14 protein-coding genes are annotated in these 17,392 nt (G+C 40.6%); 10 read left to right on the top strand and 4 right to left on the bottom strand.

Features of this window, described 5'->3' with window-relative positions; genetic code table 11:
* Positions 1–9 precede the first annotated feature (9 nt).
* Complete coding sequence (locus tag DBR32_RS10440) at positions 10–432, bottom strand: hypothetical protein (protein ID WP_124636254.1); 423 nt, start codon at positions 430–432, stop codon at positions 10–12.
* 126 nt (positions 433–558) lie between these two features.
* On the opposite strand from DBR32_RS10440, the gene DBR32_RS10435 reads away from it, so the two are divergent.
* Positions 559–1,251, top strand: a complete 693-nt coding sequence (locus DBR32_RS10435) for a hypothetical protein (RefSeq protein ID WP_124636253.1) — start codon at positions 559–561, stop codon at positions 1,249–1,251.
* A 215-nt stretch (positions 1,252–1,466) separates the two neighbouring features.
* Here DBR32_RS10435 and DBR32_RS10430 read toward each other — a convergent pair whose 3' ends face one another.
* Positions 1,467–1,790, bottom strand: a complete 324-nt coding sequence (locus DBR32_RS10430) for a PKD domain-containing protein (protein ID WP_124636252.1) — start codon at positions 1,788–1,790, stop codon at positions 1,467–1,469.
* A gap of 628 nt (positions 1,791–2,418) precedes the next feature.
* Here DBR32_RS10430 and DBR32_RS10425 point away from each other — a divergent pair.
* Positions 2,419–3,786: a hypothetical protein gene (locus tag DBR32_RS10425; RefSeq protein WP_124636251.1), complete on the top strand. Its 1,368-nt coding sequence runs from the start codon at positions 2,419–2,421 to the stop codon at positions 3,784–3,786.
* Between the two features lie 158 nt (positions 3,787–3,944).
* Positions 3,945–4,682 carry a BlaB/IND/MUS family subclass B1 metallo-beta-lactamase gene (bla, locus tag DBR32_RS10420; RefSeq protein ID WP_124636250.1) on the top strand — a complete coding sequence of 246 codons (738 nt, stop codon included), beginning with the start codon at positions 3,945–3,947 and terminating at the stop codon, positions 4,680–4,682.
* Positions 4,683–4,746: 64 nt separating this feature from the next.
* On the opposite strand, the gene DBR32_RS10415 is transcribed toward bla, so the two are convergent.
* Together DBR32_RS10415 and DBR32_RS10410 are read right to left on the bottom strand one after the other, a co-directional pair.
* The gene (locus tag DBR32_RS10415; protein WP_124636249.1) at positions 4,747–5,454 is read right to left on the bottom strand and encodes a response regulator transcription factor; all 708 of its coding nucleotides are present in this window, start codon (positions 5,452–5,454) and stop codon (positions 4,747–4,749) included.
* Positions 5,444–6,907: a sensor histidine kinase KdpD gene (locus DBR32_RS10410; protein ID WP_124636248.1), complete on the bottom strand. Its 1,464-nt coding sequence runs from the start codon at positions 6,905–6,907 to the stop codon at positions 5,444–5,446. The genes DBR32_RS10415 and DBR32_RS10410 overlap by 11 nt, the downstream gene beginning before the upstream one ends.
* A 153-nt stretch (positions 6,908–7,060) precedes the next feature.
* On the opposite strand from DBR32_RS10410, the gene DBR32_RS10405 reads away from it, so the two are divergent.
* From DBR32_RS10405 to DBR32_RS10375, 7 genes are all read left to right on the top strand, one after another.
* Positions 7,061–7,825 (top strand): GLPGLI family protein, encoded by a 765-nt coding sequence (locus DBR32_RS10405; RefSeq protein WP_124636247.1) that lies wholly within the window; start codon positions 7,061–7,063, stop codon positions 7,823–7,825.
* 9 nt (positions 7,826–7,834) lie between these two features.
* Positions 7,835–10,594, top strand: coding sequence for a TonB-dependent receptor (locus tag DBR32_RS10400; RefSeq protein ID WP_124636246.1), 2,760 nt, complete (start codon positions 7,835–7,837; stop codon positions 10,592–10,594).
* A gap of 289 nt (positions 10,595–10,883) precedes the next feature.
* Positions 10,884–12,116, top strand: coding sequence for a hypothetical protein (locus DBR32_RS10395; protein ID WP_124636245.1), 1,233 nt, complete (start codon positions 10,884–10,886; stop codon positions 12,114–12,116).
* A 338-nt stretch (positions 12,117–12,454) separates the two neighbouring features.
* Positions 12,455–12,790: a hypothetical protein gene (locus tag DBR32_RS10390; RefSeq protein ID WP_124636244.1), complete on the top strand. Its 336-nt coding sequence runs from the start codon at positions 12,455–12,457 to the stop codon at positions 12,788–12,790.
* A 47-nt stretch (positions 12,791–12,837) separates the two neighbouring features.
* Complete coding sequence (locus DBR32_RS10385; protein ID WP_124636243.1) at positions 12,838–13,242, top strand: hypothetical protein; 405 nt, start codon at positions 12,838–12,840, stop codon at positions 13,240–13,242.
* Between the two features lie 15 nt (positions 13,243–13,257).
* Entirely contained in the window at positions 13,258–13,782 is a 525-nt protein-coding gene (locus tag DBR32_RS10380) for a hypothetical protein (RefSeq protein ID WP_124636242.1), read from the top strand.
* 399 nt (positions 13,783–14,181) lie between these two features.
* Positions 14,182–17,184: a polysaccharide lyase family 8 super-sandwich domain-containing protein gene (locus DBR32_RS10375; protein ID WP_124636241.1), complete on the top strand. Its 3,003-nt coding sequence runs from the start codon at positions 14,182–14,184 to the stop codon at positions 17,182–17,184.
* The last annotated feature ends 208 nt before the right edge of the window (positions 17,185–17,392 follow it).

Here is a 17,392-nt window from a genome sequence, read left to right as displayed (position 1 = left end):
CGATCCTATCTATTTAGTCTTCTGTTTAGGCAGACAATTCTTCATTTCTGCCACGCTTTTAAGGGATTCGATCCCGGACGGTGCTGTCAGTTCTTTCAGGTTAAGTTGACCTTCATCTACCACATCAAGATATACGGCTTGATCGGCTTTAACGGTAATCGGAATAGGTTTAGACATACTATGGTTACCCAGGCCGGTATTCTTTATAGAAAAAGTATGATTACCTACAGGTAAGGTATGTACCGAATACCTTTGGTTTTTTAATTTACACACCAATTGATCATCGGCATAAATATTATAGGCTATTATGGATCCTGTATAGTTCATCGGCCGGATTACATATACAATGCCTGTAGCGGCAGGCTTCTGTGCTATGCCATTGAAACAGAGGCATAACAGCAGCAGTATAAAAGTAGATTTTTTTAGTTTCATAAAATATAATTTAGTGTGCTCACAAATGTAATCTAATTTTAGTATTATTACTCACTTGTGGGGCTAAATCATGCCTCCTGATTCGTAATACTTAATCCTTATATTCGTATGAAAAATCCTAGAAATATGAGATACGTTTTGTTCTTTTTAAGTTGCATGGCAATTTATGGTACCACATTCGGGCAAAAGCAGGCTGTACTGGATGCCTTCAGCACACATGGTCTTAACCCTGATATATTGGATCAGCAATCAAAACAAAATCCGGAAGGTTGTTCTTATGACCTTAAAGTTACGACAAGCAGCTCCGCTAAAGACAAAGTGGTAGTCGCTCATCATAATGCCGGAAAGACCGGTGATGAACGCTGGGAGGTACTTACCGTAAATGGTAAAACACCAGGTAAGGGGGCAATAAAAACCTTCAGAAAAGAGCATGGACAAGCAATTCGTCCGACGACAGGTTTAGATGAGGCGACTTTAAAAATAGAAAAGCAAAATGAAAAGGAGTTGGTTGTAAGCTATAAGATGCTCCCCGCAGAGATTCCTGTGGAAGCCTCTTTTTTAAAAGACTGCAGGGTATATCTTTCGATCGATCTCGCAACAAAGCGCTTGACGCAATTGCAGACACTTAATGAAGTACCGGTGAAAATCAAAATTTTTACCGCAGAAAAATTTGACCTGACGGTGACCTATCGCTACGATGAAACCTTGAAAAAATATTTTCCGGTAAGTGAAGACCTTAATCTTCTAATCAAATTACTGGGGCAACTGAATCGTATGGAAACCCTGAGTGAATACGCCAATTTTACGGGCTGTCTTTAGTATCCTAATTTAAAGAAAGAAGGTAACACCGCCTTGATGAAAACGGGCATTTTGCGCTCTTTTTGTTGCCCCAAAAGGACGGACAAAATCAGGGTCTATATGCGGATGTTCAATTAATATTAAAAGTGCCATAAAATAAAAACGAATGCAATTACTTAGGCGTAGACCATAAGAAATTGCATTCGTTTTTGTTGTGCTATTGTCTTTAAAATACTTTATTGCACCTCTACAGCCTTTTGAGGCATTGCACTACAGGTTTTATTTTTGTTTTTAATTTTAATCGTCGCTTTTACCTGCTTTGTACCTGCCGTGGCATAGGTATGCACTACAGAAGCTACTCCGGTGGTGGTGGTCTTTTGTCCATCTCCGAAATCCCAATCTACCGTACTAACGGAATGGGAACCTAAGTAACCGGGCTTAAACGTGTACTGTTTTACATTGCTTGCATCCTTTGTCGCGCTGATAGAAGTAGTGGCGCCTTCCAGCACACAATCGATGGCTTTGCTACAGGAACTGATTGTAGCGATTGCTGCCAGCATAACTACAGAAAGACTAATTGTTTTTTCATAAACATAATTTTTTGTTGGATCAAAGTTAATAGATTTAACAGTTGTTTTTAGCGTTTTTTTGGAAATATTATAAAAAACTTTTTTTGCCGATACTGTATTTTGCCAATCAAAAATGAAAGACTTTAGCGTGTCTACTGAAAGATAGCTTGTTAGGAAGCGTAGGAGATCATTTTCTTAATAATCATAGACTGTGTTACGGACCGTAAAATCACTTAAGAATTCATGCCTTGCAATAAAATCTATATGAAATCCGGATATAGGCCGTCATTTTTGGTGATAAGCGGAAGCCAAAATAATAATTAAGTCTATGTTTTCTAAAAGCGGATACGCAATAAAATCTATTTACGAATTCAAAAGAATAACAACAGTGTAGCCTTTACAGCTAATATTTGTTTTTAAATTACAGAAGTCTTTTTGCCCCTTCTGTTGCCCTTGAAAAGGGCGGAATGAATATTATAACATAGAATTTGAAACGGCTTATCCCGAAATAGGGTAGGCGAAATTATTCAGGATATGCTGCAGGTAGGCAATTTGAAAAATTAGAATCTTATGTATATTTGAACGAGGATATATATCGACACAAACCGCAATGAATATTATGAAACATAGTCTTTTACTGACTTTTTTATTTTTGACAAGCCTTGCATTTGGCCAAAAGACAACATTCAACATAAAATATTCTGAGCAATTGGCGGTTTTTGTTTTCATGCAAAATCTTTCGGACAATTATCCGGAAAATGTTTTAAAAACAGAATTTAAAAAATCAAAATATAACATTGCGCAATATAAAGATATATGCTCAAAATTTGATAAGCTAAACATTGATTACAGTTATCAATTTGAAGCGTTTCCGTATGGTTCTAAAACACCCATGCAAACGAGAGATATTTTGAAGAAAAATCTAATAGAGACGACAAATCTGAATGATTTTAAACTTCGTTCTGTTGGAATTGTTCCTAATAAGACACTAAATGATTTAGCAGAAATGATTTCTGTTTTTACACCGATTTATAATGAACTTATTTACAACCCCAATAAAGCGCAATTTGAAAAGCAATTAGCAGAGATTACCAGATATTCAACAGACCACAACATGGCGCATTTTTTCGAGACAGGATTGGCGTTTTATAATGCCAGTTGGGATAAGGCCATTCCTTTTGAAATAGCATTCTATCCATTACCGAATGCTAAAGGGTTTACAGCGCAGGCATTTTACAATAATTTCATTAGTGCCATTCAAACCAATTTGCGTGATTATAAAGATTTATTCAGCGTTATGTTGCACGAAACTTTTCATATCATCTACAACGAACAGTCGCTTGAAGTAAAAATGCAAATTGACCAATATTTCAAAGAGAACAAATCGAAAAGCAGCAATTATGCATACCAACTTATGAATGAAGTTTTAGCCACAGCATTAGGAAATGGCTATGTATATAAAGTATTAGATGGGAAGGAGGATGCAAATGATTGGTATTATCATACTTATATTGACTTGATGGCAAGAAAGATATATCCTTTAGTGCTTGAATACATCGAACAGAAAAAACCAATTGATAGAAATTTTATTGATAATTTTATCAAAATTTATGAATCTAATTTCCCAAATTGGATCAATGAACTTGAAAATATTATGACATACAGGTATATCATTACCGAAAATGAAGAAGATTTAAATACAGTGAGCAAAATGTTCTGGTATCGTTCAAGTGAAGAAAATGCCACACAAATTGACGAAAACAGTATAGATAAAATGCAGAAAACGCCTTTAACTAAGCTGATCATTGTATCAAAAAATAATAATGAAAAACTAAAGCTTATAAAAAAGAAATTTATCGAGCTAAAAGATTGGAAGTTTAACGCGGACAAGGAATTTAACTACAAGATTTTATTAAACGATAAGAGCCAATTAATCATATTAAACCAAAAGCAGTCAACAATTGAACAATTATTAAAATCACTATAATAAAAGCCCTGTTGGGCAGCAGGGCTGCATGTATTATTAGGATGGATTGGATAAGGTACATGTGAAAAAAATGTAATTAATATTGATTTTTGCTTTTAAAAATATGCCCCCTGCATAAATCAATTTCGGTAACCGTAAAAGGATAAAATAGACATATTATGCGGACAATAATGATGACAGTATTTTCTTTGTTTTTCTTTATAAACACTTTTGGACAAACGACCGATAATCGTTTGGAAATCGTTCACCTGACGGGAGACTTCTATGTGTATACAACATTTAATTTATACAAAGGAGACCGCGTGCCCGCAAACGGGATGTATCTCGTAACTAAAGATGGTGTTGTTATGTTTGATAGCCCCTGGGACACCACACAATTTCAACCTTTATTGGATAGTATCAAACGAAGACACAATAAAGATGTAGTACTATGTATTGCGACAGATTTTCATTCAGACCGAACCGGTGGACTGGAATATTATAGAAAACAGGGAATAAAAACCTACACGACAAAGCAAATTGATGAATTGAGTAGGCTGCAGGGCATGAAAAGAGCCGAATTCCTGATGGATAAGGATACGACTTTTACAATTGGTTCCTATACCTTTCAAACTTATTTTCCCGGGCAAGGACACACAGCGGTCAATATTGTTATTTGGTTTGAGAAAGAGAAAATTCTTTATGGAGGTTGCCTTATAAAAAGCTTTGAAGACGATGATTTAGGTTATTTAGGAGATGCAAATGTGAACGATTATGCGGCAACCATCAGAAATGTGCAGGAAAAATGCCCGCTGCCAAAGTTTGTTATTGTTGGACATGGTGATTGGACCAATACAAAATCATTAAAACATACCTTGCAAATGGCACAAAAAATTAAACCTAAGAAATCGCGATAAATCTACTGATAGGGGGAGCTCCTATAATAAGCTCCTTGTTATGAGGCTTACATAGAAAACCATATTATAAGCCCTCGTCAGATACACTAAAATTATATCCTTTACCCTTCAGGGTTATGATTTCCACGCCGGTTCCCGGGCTAAAGTATTCCCTTAATCTGCGTATATAGACATCCAGGTTACGGCTGATAAAATAAGAATCATCGCCCCAAATCATTTTCATCAGTTCCCGCCGGTCTATCGGTGTGTTGGGCGACATACACAGAATATTCAGAATTTCAGTTTCCCTGTTCGAGAGTTTTATGGTTTCCGTCGGGCCAAATAACTTCATGAGGTGCGGTGCATAACGAAAATGCCCGATTTTAATTTCCTGCTGAGTGGTTTTCTTTTCATTACTTTTTGTACGGTGTTGAATTAATATCTGGTTATCAATACGCACCATGAGTTCTTCGAGGCTGAATGGTTTTTTTATATAATCGGTTCCTCCCGAAGAAAATCCGTCGACGATATCCTGTGTCTGGCTTTTTGCCGTCAGAAAAATAATCGGCAGCTTGGGATAAACCTGTCTGATCGTTCTGCCCAGACTATATCCATCTACATAAGGCAGCATAATATCCAGCACGCACACATCCGGTTGAAAAGAAGTGATCAGCTCCAGGATTTTTGTTCCTTCCTTTTGGTGATGCACGCTGTAGCCTTTTATCTGAAGGGTCTCTTTCACAATACTGGCCAGGTGCTCTTCGTCTTCAATATAGAGTACTTTATAGTTCATTTTCATGCAATTCAGGGAGTGAAATACAGAATACAGCGCCCCATCCGGGCACCTGTTTAAGTTTTAAGCTGCCTTTGTGGGCGGCGACAACATACTGCGCATAGGATAAGCCTAAGCCATATCCTTTTACATTATGGATATCTCCTTGTGGTATCCGTACAAACTGCTCGAAAACCCGTGATTGATAGGCAGAAGGGATGCCCGGGCCATTATCAGCAATCGTAAAGCATACCCTTCCATCTTGCCTTTGGATACTTATTTTAATAAGGTTGTTTCCGTATTTTATGGCATTGTCAATAAGATTATACAAGGCGCCCGTAAGATGCGTATGATCTGCCATGACCCATAAAGATTCCTCTTCTATATCCCATTGTAATTGGATGGCTTGTTCGATAAATACCTGTTGTAATGAATGGGTGATTTCGAGTACAAGTGCGGGTAACATTAAGGGTTTTTGTGCCAATGTCAAAACACCATTTGCCGCCTGCATCGTATCCATTATTTTAGAGATCATGAGTTCAAGGCGGTTGATCTCCCAACCGGCCATTCTTAAATACCGTTTAGAGCGTTGAGGATCTTCAAGGGCATCATACATGCTCAATGCTTCAATAGCCACTTTAGTGGTCGCTACCGGCGTTTTGAGTTCATGAGAAATGTTACTGATAAAATGATCTTTTTGTTGCGAAAACAGCGTTTGTTGTTTCGCATTGCGATAAGCCAAAATAAAGGCAAGGCTTGTCAGCAAAAGAAGGACAAGGCCAAATGCAGTTTGGGAAGCAATGGCTTTGACGATATATAATTGATAACCGGTCAGGTTTAAACTAGGCGATACCTCCTTTGGTTTATAACTGAAGCTTGAAGAATTAGGACCTGCCGCATGCCAATGCACGCCAATATTAGGCCAATGCTGCTGGACTGCTGTCGTAAATGTTTTCCTGAGCAGTGAGGTATCTGTTTTCGTCCGCAGGGTATCCAGGTCAATATCATTTACGATCTGTTGTAAAGCCAGGCGTAGTACTTTGCGCGTATCTTCCGGATTATCCGGTAAGGGTTTGGCGTTTTTGGCGATTCTGTATGTGTGTACGGAGGTGACCCTGTCCCGTTTAGTAGTCGCATGCGCGACAAAAGAAGGGTCAGTTGACAGGTTAAGGGCTTTATGACCTGCCTGGCCGGCGATAAGCCCTGTATCCCTGGCGGCGATTTTGAACTGAAGCGTGTCTGATCCAACAGGGTTGTCTTGAAGTAGGATAGTTATCTCATTGTTTAGGAGACTATCGGCAATTTTGTTTTCAACCTTCGTAAATATAGTTGCTACATCCTTGCTGAGTCGCGTTTCTGCCTCTTTGTATTGGTTTACGATCCAGGTGCACAAAAATAAAAGCAGCAAGATTTCGCTTGCCAGCATCAGCCAGCGGATTAATTTGAGTTTACCTGCCTGTTTCCTATTGTGCAACACTTTAATAGACTTATTTATCTGCAAATAAACTAAATGCTTTTAGTAATCCCGAAAATAGTTAACCTTATTTAACCTTATTTGGGTGGGCGTTAACCCCGGCGCGCAGCTTCAGGAAATAGCTTTGCAATAACAAACAAAATCAAATAAAAAATGAAAAAGTTATTAGTCCTTCCTTTCTTGCTGTTAACCGGTATCGCAATGGCCCAACAAACCTTAGGGATGATCACCTACGAAAGCAAAGTGTTTATTGATAAGAAACAACTTGAAAATAGCAATCTTCCTGCAGGCATTGCTGATATGCTTCCTAGTGAAAAGAAATCGATGAAAGTATTGTATTTCACTCCTGAAGCAACTTTGTACGAAAATAGTAACATGAAAAGAGAAGAGAGTGATGAGTATAAAGAAGGTAATGGAATGGTTCGGATTGTCAGCCAGGAGCCAGATGAAAAAATATACACAGATCTTAAACTACAGAAGCAGACGGAACAAAAAGACCTGATGGGAAAAATGTTTTTGGTGCAAAGAACATCCATTCCGGCCTCTAAATGGAAGGCAACCGGAAGGCAAAAGAAGATTTTGGGTATGCCCTGTATGGAAGCCACGATGATGGATGATAGTGGAAAATACCAAGTGATGGCCTGGTATACGACTGCAATCCCGGTATCCTCCGGTCCGAATGGCAAGAGCGGTCTGCCCGGTATGATTATGGAATTATCTATAGGCGAAACGATGCAGATCACGGCTGTTGACATAAATACGATAGATGCGAAGATGCTCACTAAGGTAAAGGAGCCGACGAAAGGCAAGAAAGTAACCGATACAGAATTTGAAGCCATAGAGCAAAAGAAAATAGCCGAAATGCAGCAGCAGTTTGGAGGTAATGGCAATGTTATTTTTAAGGTTCAAGGAAGATAAGCTACACATATGTTCAGAACAATTTTTTGCAGCTTCATACTGCTTTTTAGCCTGTGTCAAAGAGCTGTATACGCAGGCCAGTACCATCTTAAAGGCCAGGTAGCCGATAGCGTGCAGACCCCGCTGGCAGGCGTTTCGGTCTCCCTGCTTGATCCAAAAGATTCCACCTTAGTATCTTTCGGAATTACAAATGCACAGGGGATGTATAGCCTTACCGCCGTAAAGGATGGCGACTATTTACTGCAGCTGGCATTGATGGGTTATTACACGGAGTACAAACCGGTAAAAGTAAATGAGCAGTTGAATACAGATTTAGGTTCCCAGATACTGATGTCTAACGAACAAGGTAATGTGCTGGATGAAGTCATCGTATCGGGCGAAAAAATACCGATACGCCTTAGAGGAGATACTTTAGAGTATAATGCCGGATCATTTAAAATGAAGCCCGATGCGGTTGTAGAGGATCTGTTGCGGAAAATGCCCGGAATGGAGGTAGATAAAGACGGTAATGTAAAATCGATGGGCAAGCGGGTAAATAAAATCCTGGTTGATGGAAAGGAGTTTTTTGGAGATGATCCTAAAGTCGCGACCAAAAATCTGCCTGCCGATGCAGTGGAGATGGTACAGGCTTTTGAAAAAAAGTCAGATGCCTCTTTATTTTCGGGGATTGATGATGGGGAGCGCGAGCAAACGCTGAATCTGGTGCTGAAGGATGGCAAGAAAGCCGGCTATTTTGGCGAAGTAAAGGCGGGTGCAGGTATCCCGAGCCAATATGATGCTTCCTTAAAAGCATTTAAATTCCGCCCAAAAAGCCAGCTGGCCACAATGGGTATGCTCAATAATATCAATAAATTCGGATTTAGCCTGGAAGATTATTTTAATTTCAACGGAGGGCTTAAATCGCTGACCGGCGGCGGTAGTGAGATCAGGATTGATCCTGATGAGATACCAATTGATGTAGGCCAACCCGTGACCGGTAAGGTCAATTCCGGTGCATTGGCGCTCAATTACCTGGTCGAGCCGAATGCTCATAACCGACTTACATTTAATTATATGGGTAATGGTATGGATAAATTGCTCGATCAATCCAGTAGTGCTAAAAACTTTATTCCCGAGGGTAGCTTCGCTACAGAAAGTAAAGGAAAAAATAAATATGAAAACTTTGTGAACAGGGCCTCTGTAAAGTGGCGCCAACAGGTGGATTCCGCGCATTTCATGACTTTTAATTTTTATGGTCTTTTAGGCAGCAATAAACAGTATGGCAACTCTTCTTCTGAAAATTACAGAAATGCCATCTTGGAAAATTATCTGGATAACGATGCGGATACAAAAGGTGGTAAACGTGAGTTTGGAGCCGATTTTACCTGGCTTCAGAAACGGAAAGGGAAGTGGCCACTACTAAAAGCCATATTGGAAGGCGGCTATAAAAACCAGACCAGCAAAAATAACTGGCGTAACAAAACCGTATACCAAAACCCGGCACTGGAAATAAAGGATGAGCAATACCGCCATTTTTTGGGTAAGAATATCAATGCATCGGCGACGCTGACAGCAGTACGTGCATTGGGTAAAGGATATTTTCTGGAACCGTCTGCCAACGCAGCATTAATAACTGAGGAAACCGATCGTAAACAAGGGCCGCTGGCTATGCCCGAAATTAAGATCGATTCTTTAAGTCCTGCATTTTCCCGGAAGGTACTGAGCCTGAATAATGGCCTGACACTAAAAAGAAATAAAAAAACATTACGCTGGAATCTGGGCCTGCAACGAAAAGATTTGTGGCTGAACCCTATTATGAACGGGCAGGCGTTGTATAATAAACATTATGGCTACTTCCTTCCCTTTGCTTTTCTGGAAAGAGAGCTGGGAAAAGGAAAGCGCGTAACCTTTTCTTACAATACCTCGGTTAATGCACCAAATGTAGCACAATTGATGCCGGTAACCGATTACAGTAATCCCTTAATGCTCACAAGTGGAAATGTGTCGTTAAAACCGGAATATAACCATACGGCAAATGCCATGTATTTTATGTTTAACCAGTTCGACATGTCTTCATTTTCCGCATCACTAAGAGGAAGCTATACGCGAAATGAGATCGCCTATGGCCGGAAGGTATTTGCGAATCTCGCACAACAATTACAATTGGTGAATACACCATATCAACTATCGTCACAGTTATCCCTCGACTACTCACGGCCGATAAACAGTATAGGACTTAATCTGCAGGCCGGTATCACTGAATCTTTAGGGCAAAGTATTAGCCCGATAAATACCGTTAACAATAAGAACAATACCTTGTCTCATGCGCTGAACCTGAGTTTTAGCAATATCAATAGTGATGTATGGGATCTCAGATGGGGCGGAAGTATTGATATTTCTGATTCCCGCTATTCGATCAATAGGGAAATGAATAACCTGTATTATAATTATTCCGGTTTCGCACAAATAGGGTACAGGCCTACCGCAAAATGGAATTTCACCACTTCCGGAACAATTACCCATTATACCGCGCGCAGTTTTGACCGGCCGGTTACCGTACCTGTTTTAAGCGCAGAACTTACACGCTATATTTTCGCCAATCAGCGCGGTGCTATATCGCTCAGAGCTTTCGATCTGTTGGATAAAAACAAGGCGGTTCAACGAATCAGCCAGCTAAACTATCTTATGGAGCAAAGATCAAATACTATTGGAAGATACCTGATGCTTTCTTTCAGCTACAGGCTTAACAAAGCCGGTAGTGCTCCGGGAAGTGTTAAAATACAGCGTTAACAGTTATAATAGCGTTCAAAAAGCGATGGTCAATATCATATTGATCATCGCTTTTTATTTGGGGTATATTTTCGCTGAACGCCAAAATGCCGACTTGTAGATGTGTTTACAAGGATATATAAAGTATGCTTAATGTGTTGCCTGACCTGGGAACATAGTATATTCCGAAATTACATTTCGCCTTGGTCAATAAATACCCCTTTTGGAGTATTTTATATGATTGTTGCTTAGCCGACCTTTGTGCTTTCAGCGATCAAAAACAAATACCGGGAAAAACAAGCTAACAATTATGAGCAGAATAATTTTTTTATCAATTCTTTTATTGACAGGGTTTACCCTGAAAGCACAAATTCCATTTGGGAAGGTGGATTCTATAGCTAAAGCCATCAGTCAATTTCAACTCAGATCCAATAATTTGGTTTATAATGACGGGAAAAATAATTATGAATTAAATTTCCCGGAAAACAATTTTGCAATTGTATCCGGTACAGGGCAGGCGATCAAAATTATCAACAAAAAACTAAAAGGCACAAAATTCCGATACGAAACAGAGCCAATAGATTTGTCAAAAGTGGCCGAAGTATATCAGGTAAAATACCCGGGCAGAGCCGGTGTTTTACGGATGACTTTTCCGGAAGGCGTAAAAACAAAATGCTACACTAACGAAACATATACCAGTACAATAAGGGAATATTATGTGGAATTCTTTTTTGATAGAGAAGATAACACAGCCCTTAATACATTGCTCACGCAATTAGAGCGCCTGTTTTCGCTTTTGAAGCTGGGCAAGAAAATTGCTGCCGACCAATATGCACAACAAGAAAATATAGCCTCAGAAAAAACGGATATACAGGAAGTGAAGAGCACAGGTATCGTAACCGTCGATGAGCTCATAAGCAAATGCATAGATGCTCAGGGAGGTGCCGAGCTGTTAAGATCAATAAAGACGATGAAAGGGGAGGGATTGATGCAGGCACAAGGCATGACTATTCCGGCTAAACTATCTTTTCTTCAGAATAGTGGTATGCGTATGGATTTGGAAATTCAGGGTCGTTCAAATATCACGGTGACATCAATCACGGGCTGTTGGACACTTTTTCCTGTAAGAGGGCAAAGACGACCGGTAAACGCTGATGCTATTGTCGCAAGGGAAGGACTTGAGGAACTGGATTTGACCGGCGATCTGTTTGAGTATAACACGAAAGGTAACAAAGTAGAACTCTTAGGTAAAGAAATGCTTGATGGAAAGGATAATTATAGCCTGAAAATAACGCGCAAAAGTGGCACCATAGTGCTTCTGCTGATTGATGCCCATACTTTTCTGGCAAGCCGTAGAACCATCCATAAAACCATAGAAGGGAAGTTTACAAAGCAGATCGAAACTTATGGTGATTATAAGAAAACGGCAGAGGGCTTTGTATATGCATCTTCCTTTTATTATTCCCCTTCAGGTATGACCTTGAGCTATACAACATTTGGCATTAATGAACCTGTGGACCCTGCCATTTTTCTGAAACCTTAGCAGGCTATTTAATTTCTCCGGCATCATTTTTACTTCTATTGATCAATTAAACAAAAATGGCTCAGACTCATTAAGCAACAAGAATTCAGTTCCCCGCCTTTGTAGCTGCCAGATAAAAAATAGGCTGTTGATTATCCATCAACGGCCTATTTTTTATATCATCATTATGGGGTAAAAGAAGCGATATATATTAGCGGAATTTTTGTTGCCGTATTTATGAAACGGCGCGGACTACATCTGTGTAAACCTGAATTAAGCAAATATTATTAATGAGAAAATAAATATATATTGATAATTTCTGATTAATTTTAATAATAACAAACCATTAATACACTATTATGCGTAATAAACGGACTATATTTTTGCTTGTTTGCCTTACCTTTTTGCTCAATTCATGCGACAAACAGGAACCCGATGGAAAAGGAAGGATTACTTTCTGGACGAATGACATAGGAGCGCATGGTGGTTGGATGAATGTAACTATTGAGGGTAACGCCAAGCAAATTCTCCTGCAATGGCCTTCGATACCGGATTGTGACAATACACAGGGAACTGCCCGGTTTGAACTGGAATCGGGGATACATGCATATAGTGTTACAGACGCAAATGGTCAGGTAACCTTCGGCAACGTAATCGTGTACAAGGACCAATGTACCGGAAAGCAATTGGATTAATTATTTCTGTTCCTCTTCTAAATTGTTCATTATTTAAAACCTTTTTTATGAAACGAAAAAAAATCTTTACTGCCGGCATTGCGATTGCCATTTTTATGTTACCGGCATTTAACCTCCTTCAGGCTAAAGCGGCAGAAGGTAGCAATTGTATGATGGTTGTTACCTATTCCGAAATGGCTTACCTAAAATTTAAAGATGCCGGTAAGGCCAGCGAAATTGAGGCTGCCCGTAAATTTATCCAAAAAGGTATGGACTATGCCAAACAAGCAGCATCTTATGCGCCCCAATGTGACTGTCCGCTTGCAGAAACCTATGCCTTGGAGGCTTACACCTTCGGTAAGAAAGCATATGATGCCGCCGCGCTGAAAGACACACGCAAGCAGGCTAAAAAGGCCATGGATCTTTCTCTGAGTGGAATGAGTGCGGCACAGCAATGTAATAATAATAAATAAACGCAATAACCCTTTATGAAATATAATACGCTTACAGCAATTGCTTTTATGTTATTCTCCGGCGCTTCCTGCAATAGTCTTGACAGCAGCGGAGTACAACAACCCTTGCCCCAACCGTCTGATCCTATTCCTGCAGTTGTTGCGGAAGACAGTAATGCGCATCGTCCAGACGATAATTATGTTTCGCAGGATTATGCAGCACGCAACAAGGGCTATGACTGGGTTGGCGTTACGGTTCATTATTTGGGACCAAAAGAAATTGAAATACGTATACGCTCCCGTGCCGATAAGAAAAAAGCTACCTGTACGATGGATGCTAAAGCTGTGAAAACAGCTGAGGGTATATACAAAACGGCACTACAAACCGGAGCCGTAGTATACACTTTCCAGAGCAACACAATAACGATAAGTGCTGAAGCGGGTACACCGGATGGGGCTTTGCAATTTTATTGTTCCGGAGGAGCGAGCATTGCAGGTACTTACACGAAAATAGATGGAGCACTGGATCCCAAGCAGATCGATCAGACCCTAATAAAATAAGCCGAGGTATACCTTACCGTAATCCGGTGTTTAGCTGTTCCGTGCTTATCCGATTTCATCATTTCGATAATAATTTTGTACTTAGCGCTGCAATTGTTGTACAGTGTACCCGGCTCGTTTAAGGCTCAAAATAAATATACAAGAAACCAATTGAACTCATGATAGGTGGCGATCGCCTTAATGAAGTAGGTATTTTCTATTCTTTTATGGTCATCCCAAATGATGGAATGGTTTATTGTGATTTTATTCCTGCGCTAATTATTATAAGTGTTGGGTCTACTGATGAAACATAAAGCATCTGTTTTTGTAAAAATTCACCTTTTAGGGTGATGTGTAGCTAAAGAAGAACAATATAATTTTACCATTGATGAAATGCTTAATTTCTTAAAAATCAATGTTGTGAAGCGATTTATATTATTAGTCCTGTTGATGGCATGGGCCACAGTAAGTTATACACAAAATACAGCAATTAATAGTGTTGCTGTAAAGTACCGGAATTGGCTTAGCGGCACTAGTGTGAACTATGGCCACACTATTGTCAATGACCGCTATATCCGCTTTCGTAATGCGGGTATAGCGGCCAGGGATCTTTCCGCCTTTGATTTTGCCAATCCTGGAGCGCCATGGAATTTTGACCAGACTGTGGACAAAAACCAATTCTTTTTGCTGACCGAGCAAAAGCTGATCCGGCTGGTGATGCTCTATAGCATACCCGGGGGAGCGACCAGTCCTAATCCGGATTATAACCGGACTACATTAAGGGATACGATCCTTATGATCTTTGATTACATAGCGGCCAAAGGTGTAAGCGATACCACCGATTTTGCGTATGACCTTATTTTAGGAAACGAAGAAGTAGTTACGAGTAGTCACGGAATCGCTTTGCGCTCCTCTGCCTATGCCACGGCTATTTTCTTGATGAAAGAGGAACTAAAAGCTGCCGGGAAATTTGTACACCACATGGGCGCGCTAAACGGGATTACCAAATTTGTCGCTCCGGAATTTCCTTACTTTAATTTTACTTATCCGGGTTACAACAGCGATGTGATCAGGGCCTCTCTACAGCAGCGTCTTTGTTATGTGCTGGCACAGGATGATACTGCTGCAAGCCGTTTGGCCAATATGGATCATCTCTCGGCTTTTATCAATAATTCTCTATTAGTTAGTAATGGCTGGGCAGATTGTATCAAGCCAGATTTTATAACCTATCACCACCGCGGTGCCTATGCCAATACCTATGGGGTAGATGCCTTGCATCAGGCGTCCATCCTCTGCCTCATGCTTTCCGGTAGCCCTTACCAGTTGGGTGCAGTAGCGAAGGATAATCTTAAAAAAGCGGTAATGAATTATCGTAAATTCAGTATCGATTTTACCATGCCCCGTGGATTAGCAGGTCGGTTCCCTACAAATACCTCATCCTTAAATATCCTCCGGCCTGCTTTAGCCTATTTGTATGCGGCAGATCCCATCATCAATGCAGATGCAGGTAGTGAATTTGTAAGGCTTTGGGCATTATCGCCTACTGCTAATACAAATCTGCAGAGAAGTAATGTGCTCAGTATTAATATGATCCATAGTATGGGTGGCATACAGGATATGGTAAATGTACTGGATGCCGGTCTCGCGCCATTAGCGGAGCTGACAAACGGGCATTTCGGGTTCCCGTATGCAGGGCTTAGTATACATAAATACAATGGCTGGCAAATAAGCGTAAAAGGCACCAGCAAGATCATCTGGCATTTTGAAAATGGGGATGCCGAAAACCGGCTGGGCGCCTACGGTGCTGCAGGCGTCCTGGAAATACTGACCCACGGCAATCCGGTAAGCCCGGACAGCAATGGCCTTTCCTTCGCCGGCTGGGACTGGGCGCACCTTCCCGGTACGACGGTAGCTGATGTACCCTTTGCGACTATGGCAAACTTTGCCATGCGCCAAATGAACGGAAAGGATTTTCTGGCGCATGCCCATCTGGATCAGTCCTCCGGTATTTTTGCAATGGACTATAAAGATTATAATTCTACAAGCGGTATGACTGCATTGAAGACATATTTCTTCTTTGGAGATCAGATCCTTTGCCTGGGATCCAATATTAAGGATATAGGTGGCACATACCCAATTCATACAACCTTATTTCAGAATGCAATTAGCGGTACGAATACCAGCCTGGTAAACGGAACGACCGTTTCTGGTAATAATTATAATTTTAGCCAGAATGGCGGCGGACTGTGGGCTACTGATGCTATGGGTAATGGCTACGTAGTACCGGCTAACAGCTATAATGCCCATACCGTTGTATTGAGCCGGGCGAGCCAGTCTGCTCCGGATGAATCTAATACGTCTGTACTGACCGGCAATTTTACAAAAGCATATTTGGATCATGGAATCGCTCCGGCTGTGGGTAGCTATCAATATGGTATAAAGGTGCAGGGTGGGGCAGCTACTGCAGATTTCCTGCAAAATTTTAATAATTACTTTTCTGTAATACAGCAGGATAGCCTGGCGCATATTGTATTGCATAAGCCCGATTCTACCTATTGCTATGTCGTGTGGAAGAATGCCGCGCTGGCAAGCACAGACGTGTTTGTTAAAAGCAATAAACCTGCAATAATCATGACCCGGAAAATGAATGGCGGGCAAAAGATAAAGGTCAGTCTTACGAACCCCAACCTGGGCCTGCTGGCCGCTAATGAATCCTATAGCTGGGGACAGATTAGTGGTGTCGCTTCCCGTTTACATCGTGTGGCGCAGACCGATACGGTAACCATCGTATTAAGGGGACTATGGGCTATAGACTCCGCCAATGCCAATGTTTCTCTGCAGCCGGGAGATACCACTACCGAGCTGCGTTTTAATACCAAAAATGGCTTTCCCGAACAGCTTATATTGTCTATACCTTCGCCACTTCCGATTAGTGTCAAAGACTTCTCTGTACAGACCAAAGACTGCCATACTGTTTTGAACTGGACTATCGCAACGGATGCGGAAATCGTATCCGGTATTGAACTGGGCTATAGTAAAGATGGCATAGTATGGCGTCCGCTGGCCATCCTGGATGGAACTGTAAAAAGTTACACCTATCCCGGAGCCGGATTTTTTAGGATTAAGATTAACTATATTGGCGGCGCATCGATCTACAGCAAAGTATTGAGAAATGATATTGATTGTGCGCAAGCTTTGATGGAGGTATATCCTAACCCGGTTACACAATTCGTTTATCTCGTAGCCCAAACAGATATATCATCAGATAGAATCCGGGTTTTTAACGAACAGGGTAAAGACGTGACCATAATGGTGGGTATAAGACATTATGGTAAACAGCTGCAGTTACATATGGGACAATTGTCCCAAGGTATTTACACTATACTCGTCAACGGTCAGTCTTATAAAATTGTAAAGCAATAAAATATTCCGTCACAGGGCTTGCATGCTGTAAAAGGAAGCAGCCCGATCAATAGCGAAAGATTGCGATATGTCTTCTTCCGATCAATCTTATTGGCTGCATTTCCTTTAATTTTCAGGATCAAGACGCTATTAAAATTAATTGAGTATCCGCTTTTAGGAAATAAAGACTTTCTTTATTCTTTTGGTTTTCATTTATCGTTATGCTACC

This window comes from Taibaiella sp. KBW10, from assembly GCF_003852495.1.
Taxonomy (GTDB): Bacteria; Bacteroidota; Bacteroidia; order Chitinophagales; family Chitinophagaceae; genus Edaphocola.
Note: the sequence above shows the minus strand (reverse complement) of the source record. Positions and strands in the feature narration are given on the sequence as shown.

Coding starts and splice junctions, on each gene's coding strand:
- DBR32_RS10435 (WP_124636253.1), top strand. CDS start 559: ATGAGATACGTTTTGTTCTTTTTAAGTTGCATGGCAATTTATGGTACC.
- DBR32_RS10430 (WP_124636252.1), bottom strand. CDS start 1,790: ATGCTGGCAGCAATCGCTACAATCAGTTCCTGTAGCAAAGCCATCGAT.
- DBR32_RS10440 (WP_124636254.1), bottom strand. CDS start 432: ATGAAACTAAAAAAATCTACTTTTATACTGCTGCTGTTATGCCTCTGT.
- DBR32_RS10395 (WP_124636245.1), top strand. CDS start 10,884: ATGAGCAGAATAATTTTTTTATCAATTCTTTTATTGACAGGGTTTACC.
- bla (WP_124636250.1), top strand. CDS start 3,945: ATGCGGACAATAATGATGACAGTATTTTCTTTGTTTTTCTTTATAAAC.
- DBR32_RS10380 (WP_124636242.1), top strand. CDS start 13,258: ATGAAATATAATACGCTTACAGCAATTGCTTTTATGTTATTCTCCGGC.
- DBR32_RS10425 (WP_124636251.1), top strand. CDS start 2,419: ATGAAACATAGTCTTTTACTGACTTTTTTATTTTTGACAAGCCTTGCA.
- DBR32_RS10385 (WP_124636243.1), top strand. CDS start 12,838: ATGAAACGAAAAAAAATCTTTACTGCCGGCATTGCGATTGCCATTTTT.
- DBR32_RS10390 (WP_124636244.1), top strand. CDS start 12,455: ATGCGTAATAAACGGACTATATTTTTGCTTGTTTGCCTTACCTTTTTG.
- DBR32_RS10405 (WP_124636247.1), top strand. CDS start 7,061: ATGAAAAAGTTATTAGTCCTTCCTTTCTTGCTGTTAACCGGTATCGCA.
- DBR32_RS10400 (WP_124636246.1), top strand. CDS start 7,835: ATGTTCAGAACAATTTTTTGCAGCTTCATACTGCTTTTTAGCCTGTGT.
- DBR32_RS10415 (WP_124636249.1), bottom strand. CDS start 5,454: ATGAACTATAAAGTACTCTATATTGAAGACGAAGAGCACCTGGCCAGT.